Origin of the sequence: Streptomyces soli, assembly GCF_003999195.1 — a bacterium.
Lineage (GTDB): Bacteria > Actinomycetota > Actinomycetes > Streptomycetales > Streptomycetaceae > Actinacidiphila > Actinacidiphila soli.
In genome coordinates, this window is record NZ_RJVR01000107.1 from 1 (window position 1) to 8,018 (window position 8,018).

Sequence of the window (8,018 nt, forward strand, 5' to 3'; positions counted from 1 at the left end):
GGCCCCGGCACCGGCGATCACGGGGCGCCTGCGCCGGGGCGCGCGGCGGCGCGACCGGCGGCGCGACCGGGAGGGCGGCGGCGCCGGGGCCACCACCGGGGGCAGCTCTGCGGTGGCGTCGAACAGGTCCAGGTCGGCGGTCGCCGGCCCGGACTCCATCGTTCCGATCAGCGGTCTGACGGTGGATTCGGTCTCCGGTGTCCGTGACACCACGCGATTCCCTCCCCTTGGCGTGAACTGGGCGGGCGTTTCGTCCCCTGCGTAAGCAGGCGGGTTTGCCACGTCCGATAATCCATCGAACACTACAAGCGCCGGCGTCGCCGGAGAGCCCCGCATCACGGCCGACAGACCGCGTGCCGAGGTCGCCCGGCCGGCGGGCGCCGACCTGGGGCGCTTACGGGCCGGGGCGACCGGGGGCGGCTGTCAGGGAGATGGCCGGGGCGCGGAGGAGGTCGTACGTCGATCGCGACGCGGGCGATGCGGGGGCTGCCGCTGGGGGTGCCGAAGCCGATGGTGTCGTCGATGGCGGCGGGGGCGCCGCTCGCCGTCACGTGGGTCGAGGTGGCCGGCCAGCTCGAGGCTGACCAGCCCGTGCAGCGCCGCCCACACGACCTCGGCCACCTCTTGGGGACCGGCCACCTTCAGGACACCGGCGTCCATGGCGGCGCGCACGGCTAAGTCAAAGGTGACGTGCGCGCGGTGATCGTGCGGGGTGGGCAGATAACCGGCGACGGCACCACCGAACATCACCTGGTAGTAGTCGGGCTCGGTGAGCGCGCGTAGTTCATGTATGCGCGTCCGAGCTCGACCAGATATGCCATGGGCGGTGTGCTGAATGTCGCTTCGACAAGTGCCTTCCAGCCCTCGCCCTACCCGGCCGTCTACGGGGCCAGCAAAACGTTCGTCCTCACCTTCAGCCAGGCGCTGCGGGCGGAGACCCGGGGCTCGGGAGTCGCGGTCGTTGCCCTGCGCCCCGGCCCGACCCGCACCGGATTCGTCGCAGCGCTGGACGCCGACGTCACGCAGACCCGCGTCTACCAGGGCTACCTATTACGACTGGTCGGACGATTCCAGCGGCCTCTTCATCGTCGGCGTGGGGATGGTCATGATGGGGAGCCTCGTCGTGACCGCCGTCGTTTCCGCCGTGATCGCCTCTGCGAAACGAGACGGACGACGGATCAGAGCTTGACGGCATGCTGCGCTGCCCCCGACAGTCACTGCTGAGTTGGGTGCGGCGCCCGGCGGCAACAGAGAAGCCCCGGGCTGCTCGCCTGGGGCTCTCTGCTGGGGCGGGTGACGGGAATCGAACCCGCGCTCTGAGCTTGGGAATCCTGATCCTGTGACTCCTTGCCTCTATCTGACCTGCGGGAACCTGGCCTATGGGGGACAACTGCGGGTGGGGCGCTGACCCTTGTTGACCGAGGCTGCCGCCCCAGGTGGTGCATAGGTGGTGCGGGTGGTGACGTGGCTCGCAAGGCCCGACCTACGCAGTACGAGATGAGTGGGCCTAGGCCCGGACGCGGTAGGTGTGAGGTACCCCATCAACCGCCGTCAGAGTCTCGCTTCCAGCGGGCCGACACACTGTTCTCCGCGGAGTTGTCGGGGCGTCGAGCCCAGCAGCGCGTACAGCACGGCCTCGGGGCGCTTCCCGCCAGGGACGGGGAACGGTGGCGCGCACCGTCTTCGTGGCCGTCACCGTGACAGTCGGCGCGGGCCGGGGAGTAGCGGTAACGGTCCCCGCGCACGCGCCCGTCCCTTACAACCTTCTGTCTCGGCAGGTCGTCTAATTCGCGCCCGGTGCTGGTCACTGTGCCGGGGTCTCTTCTGTCCCATCTGGGGGATGTCATGAGTTCTGTCTCCGTCGGGCGTGTTCTGCGTCGCGGGGCCTGTGCCGGAGCCGTGGGGGCTTTGGTCGTCGCCGGTCTCGGGAGTGGGGTCGCCTTCGCCGACGACCAGCCGCAGAGCGATCAGCTGTGGATCCAGGCGCCGTACGAGCAGACGGTCACCGTCGCTCCGGACGGCGACGCGGCGCAGTACCGGTCGCTGGCGCTCGGCCTGTACCACGACAACGACAACTTCACCGTGACCGACGGACGGCTGACCGTCGACGTCTCCGGGCTCGCCGGGGTCGCCGAGGTGGCCTGGCCCGACAACTGCACGCCGAACGACGCCGGCACCGCCGCCGTGTGCGACACCGGGGACGTGCCGACCCGCTACAGCGCGCAGGTGCAACTGAAGGTGCGGGCCACCGCCGGCGCCGCCGTGGGAGCGCAGGGTGCGATCGAGTACTCCGCCGAGGCCACCGGCGGACCCGACGGCACGCTCGTCGCCCCAGAGGGCTCCGCGGAGACCTTCGTCACCGTCGGCTCCGGCCCGGACCTCGGCATCAGCGCCCCGCAGGACGTCACCGACGTCGCGCCCGGCACCAGCCTCACCGTGCCGTTCTCCGTCACCAACACCGGCAACGAGACCGCCCACGGCTTCAGCGTGAAGATGTGGGCGACGTACGGCCTCGACGTCGTCACCCGCTACCCGCAGTGCACCTACACCAGGCCGGAAGACGGCGGCGAGTACACGCCCATGACGTACGTGACCTGCTCCTTCGACACGGACGTCGCGCCCGGCGCGACCGTGGAGCTGCCGGAGCCGCTGCGGCTCGCCGTCACCGACCACGCGCTGTACGAGCGGTTCGACTACGAGGTCCAGCCCGGCGGCGACGCCACCGACCTCGACGGCTCGGACAACGGCCGCTCCTGGCACATCGACGCCGACAACACCGCCGACTTCGCCGTGCGCGGCACCGAGGTAAGCGGCGCGGCCGGCGACACCGTCACCGCCGCCTTCCGCTTCGTCAACCGCGGCCCGGCCTGGGTCGGCAACGTCAGCTCCGGCGACCCGGTCGCCGTGATCGACTTCTACCTCCCGGAGGGCACCACTGCCACGTCCGTGCCCGACACCTGCCGCAACGCCTGGACGTCCGGCGACGACCCGGCCATCGGCCACTACGCCTGCACCCTGCCGATGTGGGCCAAGCCGGACCTGAAGGTCAGCTTCCCGTTCCAGCTGCGCATCGACCGGGTCGTCCCCGACGCGACGGGCCGCGTCTTCGCCCGGCCCGACTACGGCACGTCCTTCGCCTTCGACCCGAAGAGCAAGAACAACTCGGCCAAGGTGGTCGTCAACCCGTCCGCCTGACAGCGGTGAGGGGAGCGAGCCCGCGGCTCGCCCCCTTCCGTTTCCGTGCCCTACGGCGCGTTGATGAGGTCGTACGGCGGAACCGTCACCGTACGGGCCCCGGGCGTGCCGCCCAGGACCACCTTGCGCAGGGAGACGTTGTTCTTGCGGTTCGTCCTGAAGGCGGTTGGCCCGCTTGGCCTTGACCTCGATGGCGGCGCACCGGCTTCGCGGTGATGGGACACCGCCGGGCGCGGGCCTGGATCGCACGCACCTGTGACGGCTGGCGTGCCCGGCGGCAGTCCAGGCCCGTACTGTCATACGCAAGCACCCGCAGTCAGTTGCTATGAATGCGGGCGCCTCGTTGTACGCGCGTCCCGAATGGGAATCCGTCCTGCTCGTGGGGGACGCGGAAACCATCGCAGCAGCTCGGGCCTGGGATGAAGCAGTGTGGAACGTGGAGTTGTACGCACGGGGGCTGAGGGACGACCCCGCCGACTGGATAAGGGCGGAAGAGCAGATGAGCCGAGCCCGTGACGCGTTTTACGCCTGTGCCCGACGAGACGCTTGGGATTGCGGGACCACCCCCGGCCATCAGGACGCTGGCCCCGGGCGTGGCAGCAGGGAAGCCTCAACTAAGCGGCCGCGCGGATAGGCGCGGTTGGGGACCCCGGCAAACAGAACGGGCACAGCAACGCCGTTGCGTTTACGGCCGTGAGCGGTTCGCGAGTCCGTACTCGAAGAACGTGACGGTGGCGTGGGCGGTGTAGTTCTGGCTGGTCGTGGGCTGTTGTCCGGCGTTCGGTCCGTACTTGCTGGTGGGGTTTTTGCGGGTGCGGGCCTTGACGCGGTGCCGGTGGCGGGCGGGGTGCAGGGCGTCGAGGGTGGCCCGGCCGATGGTGCCGACGAGGTCGGCGGGGCCTGGTGGGGGCAGGATGCCGGTGCCCGTGACGACGGTGTCGGCGGCGGTGTCCCGCAGCAGCGGGTAGCCGAATTCCAGGTGGTCACCGGACCGTTTCGGGTAACGCCAGGTGATCGCCGGCTCGTCCGGGGTGTGCAGCAGGGTCCCGTCGACGGCCACGGTCCGCAGCCCCCGCCAGAAGGCGCCGCTCTGGCCGCGGTGGGCGACGGGCCCGGCGAGGGTCTCGAACAGACGCCGTAGCGGAGCGGCCCCTATCCGCTGACGGGCCCTGGAGAGCGAAGAGACCGCCGGCCGTACCAGGGCCAGCGACTCCAGCCCGGCCACCAGCTTGCCCCACACGCTCCGGGAGGAGCAGTCCTCGAACAGGGCCGGCGCGAGCACGAAGTAGACCACCACCTGTGACGGCAGCAGCCGCAGCCGCCGCTCACGCGTGCCGGTCTCCTCCAGCACCGCGTCCACCAGGGAGAAGTCCACGATCTGCGTCAACTCGCCCAGATGCCCGGGCGCGCTCGATGATCACCTGCTCGACACAAGCTGATCTACCAGGAGTCCCGTTCCTACTGTTCAGACAGGGGTTGCCAACGACTGAAGATCCCTAACGCAACGGTGTTGGTGCTGGCATCGCGTGGCCACCGGCTACCGGCGGGTGGCCACGCGATCGCCGGCCGCGATCGCGAAACGTGCGAAACACGAGGGTGGACTTCACCGTCGTGTTTCGCACGGTCGGTCAGCTGCCGTAGACAGCGAGCTCGCTGATGGCCATCTGGCCGCCTGTCTGCCCGCCGCCGTCCGGGTGTACCGCCACGATCCGCAGGTACCGCCCGGTGACCGGGGTGGAGAGGTTCTGCGTGCTCACCCCGCCCATGAATCCGGTCACCTTGTCGGCGACCGTCCAGTTCTGCCCGTCCTCGGAGGTCTCGATGTTGTACTCGGTGGCGAACTTGTCTGAGGGCATCGTGGTGACGATCGAGGAGATCGTGCGCGACGAGCCGAGGTCGACCTGGAGCTGCCAGGCGTACTGGTTGGTTGCCTGGGCGAAGGTCGACAGGTCACCGTCGACCGCGTAGCCCGGTATCGAGTTCGGCTGCATCAGGGCGGTGCTGCCGTCGAGATACAGCGCGGTGGCCGGTGCGTGCAGTGCCAGGTTGGAAAGGTCCGGCGTCGTCGCGCTGACCGCGGGGCTGGCGGGCGAGAGGTTGCCCGCCTCGTCCTTAGCCTTGACGGTGTACTGGGCGGTCTGACCGGGGGTCGCGCCGTCGACCTCGGCGGAGGTGCCCGTCGTGGTCGCGGCCAGCACGCCGTCGCGGTACACCTGGTAGTCGGTGACTGCCCAGTCGTCGGTGGACGCCGGCCAGGACAGGTTCACCGTGGTCGGGTACACCGAGTTGACCGTCGACGTGCCGGGGGTGGTGGGCGCCTGGGTGTCCGCCGCCGGCATCTGCACCGAGATTCCGCCGGCCGTGGAGAGGTTGGCGGCGAGGTCCCGGGCCCGGACGGTGATCTTCGTGACCTTGTTGGGAGTCAGGCCGGTGAGCGTGGCACCCGGAGTGGCGGTCACCTGGACCAGACGGCCGTTGACGGCGATCTCGTAACCGGTCACGCCGACGTTGTCGGTCGACGCGGCCCAATTCAGGTGCAGCGAGGTCGGGTTGACGACCTTGACCTGCAGGCGCTGCGGAGCGGTGGGCGCCTGGGTGTCGCTCGGCGTGGTCGGGTCGAGGTCCTTGTACGCCGGCTGGAGGCCCGCCTTCTGGATGATCGAGGCCGGCAGTTCACCGGTGGCCACGGTGGTCGTGCCACTGATCGCCACCGTTCCGGAGGCGAGTATGGTCAGGTCGGTGTAGTTGTCCTTGGCGACGTTGCTGCTCGGGTCGAAGGAGTTCGGGTTGGCGCGCATCCAGGTGGTCCCGGTGGACATCACGTTGTTGCTGATCGTCCACCCGGTGCTCCCCTGGTCGAGATAGACGTGGCCGCTGTCGTGGACGACGTTCCCGATGTAGTTGCCGGAGATGACGCCACCCGGCTGAGGGCCGAGGGCGTAGATCCCGCCACCGTCATGCAGGTCCTGCATCACATCGTGAACGTAGTTGTCGATGATCTTGTTGTTCTCATCGATCGAGGGGGTGGTGTCCAGCGAGCCCCAGCCCCAGCCGATCGACATACCGCTGTAGGGCAGATCGGCGATCTCGTTGTGCGAGATCGTGGTGTCGCGCACGTAGCCGAAGAACATGCCGACGCCGCCGAGGAACTCCACGTTCACGTTGTGGACGTAGTTGTTGGACACGGTGTTGTAGGCGTCGACGAGATTCGGGTCGGTCTGGTTGGGGTCGGAGACCGATCCCACCTGCAGGCCGTTGCCCGAAATGTCGGTCATCACGTTGCCGACCACGTGGTTGTGCTGGCTGCCCTGGTCCAGACCGAGGCCGGCGCCGCCGAGGTGCACAAAGGTGTTGCGGACGAAGCTGATGTTCCTGGCGGCGTGGAACTCCACCGCCTCCGGCATCACCTGCGCCTGGCTCCCGTAGGGGGTGTTGTTCCAGGTGGTTCCGCCGCTGGGGGTCACGAAGTGAGCCGGACTCCAGTTGTACGACGAATCCGGCGTCGTGATCAGCAGGTTTGCCTGGGTCTCGGCGAAGCCGACGTCCGTACTGGGTTGCATCCAGGTGGCATATTCGAAGGTCAGCCCCTGGAACGTCATGTCGTGGACGGGAGCGGTAGCCGTTCCCGCGCCGGTCACCAGGTTCTGCAGGACCGGAACCACCGCCTTCGCGGTGGACATGTTCTGGCCGGACCGCGGAATGTAGTAGATCCGGTGCGCGGCCGTGTCGAAGTACCACTGACCGGGCTGGCTCAGGAACGAATAGTCGTTCGCGAGATATTGCGGCATGTTTGCCCGCTCCGTGCCGCCGTAGAACGACTGCACGGTGCCCCAGCAGGGCTGCGCCATCGTGACGGTCGTCTGCGTGGCCGTCCCGGTGATCGAGGCCGCGTTGCAGCTCTCCTGCGCCCAGTCCAGCGGGTGGTACATGAATTGGAGGTCAGCGGGATTGCGGACCGACTGGAGACTGTTGCCGGGCACGGTGTATCCGGTAGCTGTCACCGTGCTGCCCGAAGGCAGTCCCGATGTGGACTGTGCGACGTCCGCGCGAACCCCGTCGACGTAGAGCTGTCGCGTGTTCAGGTCGGCGGGCACGCTGGCCGACCAGACGTTGTGGGCCGAGTCGCTCAGGCTCCATCCGGAGACATTCCGGCCGCCCGAGAGCACCGGATGCGCGCCGGGAGCTGCCTGCCACCGAACCTGGTGGCCGTTGTTCCCCGAGTCAGCCGCCGTGAAGGTGAGCGGCTTGCTCAGCGAGTAGGTGCCGCCGGCGAGCTGGACAACGATGTCATGCTGCATGTTCTGGTTGAACTGACGGACCTGCGTCTGCGCCTCGGTCAGCGAGCACGGGGTGTTCTGGGCGCACTCCGAGCCGGTGCCGTTCGGGGACGTGTAGAGGTAGTGCGCTCCCGCGTCATCGGTCACCGCTGCCTGCGCCGGGCCGGCGGTGAGGAACCCGGTGGCGCCAACAGCGAGGGCGAGGGCTCCCACCAGCAGGCGCAGTCGAGTCCGTCTTGTCGCCCCGTCTGACGGGTCGCGGGCAACCGCGTGATCGCATGGATCCGGCTTCATTGCCTCTCCTTGTTTCGGTGATGAGGTGCTACTCCGACCGCTGACCGGCCTGCCGCACCGAATGCGCGAGTTTCCTCGGCGCGGTCCGGCAGGCCGACGACCGGATCGGTGGATGCGTGCACAGGTGCTTGCTTTCCGAGGCCGGTGCCCTGGTCGGTCAGCCCGCCCTTGTGGCGCACGCTCGTTCTATGGGGCGTGGCGCAGCCCGACGCGATGACATCAGCCGCGTTGGGGTGGGCGTCGTCAAAGACC

At 68.8% G+C, this 8,018-nt stretch carries 6 protein-coding genes and 1 pseudogene; 2 read left to right on the forward strand and 5 right to left on the reverse strand.

The features are described from left to right. Positions 1-213: hypothetical protein (locus EFK10_RS48530; RefSeq protein ID WP_206305375.1), on the reverse strand; the 213-nt coding region annotated here is incomplete at its 3' end. Positions 214-603: 390 nt separating this feature from the next. After that, a pseudogene (locus EFK10_RS53140) lies at positions 604-747 on the reverse strand (hypothetical protein); the annotation flags it as partial. A 72-nt stretch (positions 748-819) separates the two neighbouring features. Here EFK10_RS53140 and EFK10_RS53145 point away from each other — a divergent pair. Both EFK10_RS53145 and EFK10_RS09245 read left to right on the forward strand, forming a co-directional pair. Next, a complete protein-coding gene (locus tag EFK10_RS53145; RefSeq protein ID WP_407647034.1) occupies positions 820-1,224 on the forward strand; it encodes an SDR family NAD(P)-dependent oxidoreductase in 405 nt (134 codons plus the stop codon). Between the two features lie 621 nt (positions 1,225-1,845). Next, the gene (locus tag EFK10_RS09245) at positions 1,846-3,195 is read left to right on the forward strand and encodes a COG1361 family protein (protein WP_127355252.1); all 1,350 of its coding nucleotides are present in this window, start codon (positions 1,846-1,848) and stop codon (positions 3,193-3,195) included. Between the two features lie 685 nt (positions 3,196-3,880). Here EFK10_RS09245 and EFK10_RS53150 read toward each other — a convergent pair. The 3 genes from EFK10_RS53150 to EFK10_RS48535 form a co-directional block, all read right to left on the reverse strand. Beyond that, positions 3,881-4,591 (reverse strand): transposase domain-containing protein, encoded by a 711-nt coding sequence (locus EFK10_RS53150; RefSeq protein ID WP_127355253.1) that lies wholly within the window; start codon positions 4,589-4,591, stop codon positions 3,881-3,883. A gap of 232 nt (positions 4,592-4,823) precedes the next feature. Further along, on the reverse strand, positions 4,824-7,766 hold the full coding sequence (locus tag EFK10_RS09260) for a discoidin domain-containing protein (protein WP_127355254.1): 2,943 nt from the start codon (positions 7,764-7,766) through the stop codon (positions 4,824-4,826). Continuing rightward, on the reverse strand, positions 7,763-8,018 hold a 256-nt coding region (locus EFK10_RS48535; RefSeq protein WP_206305376.1), incomplete at its 5' end, for a hypothetical protein. The genes EFK10_RS48535 and EFK10_RS09260, both read right to left, overlap by 4 nt.

Coding starts and splice junctions, on each gene's coding strand:
- EFK10_RS09245 (WP_127355252.1), top strand. CDS start 1,846: ATGAGTTCTGTCTCCGTCGGGCGTGTTCTGCGTCGCGGGGCCTGTGCC.
- EFK10_RS09260 (WP_127355254.1), bottom strand. CDS start 7,766: ATGAAGCCGGATCCATGCGATCACGCGGTTGCCCGCGACCCGTCAGAC.
- EFK10_RS53145 (WP_407647034.1), top strand. CDS start 820: ATGGGCGGTGTGCTGAATGTCGCTTCGACAAGTGCCTTCCAGCCCTCG.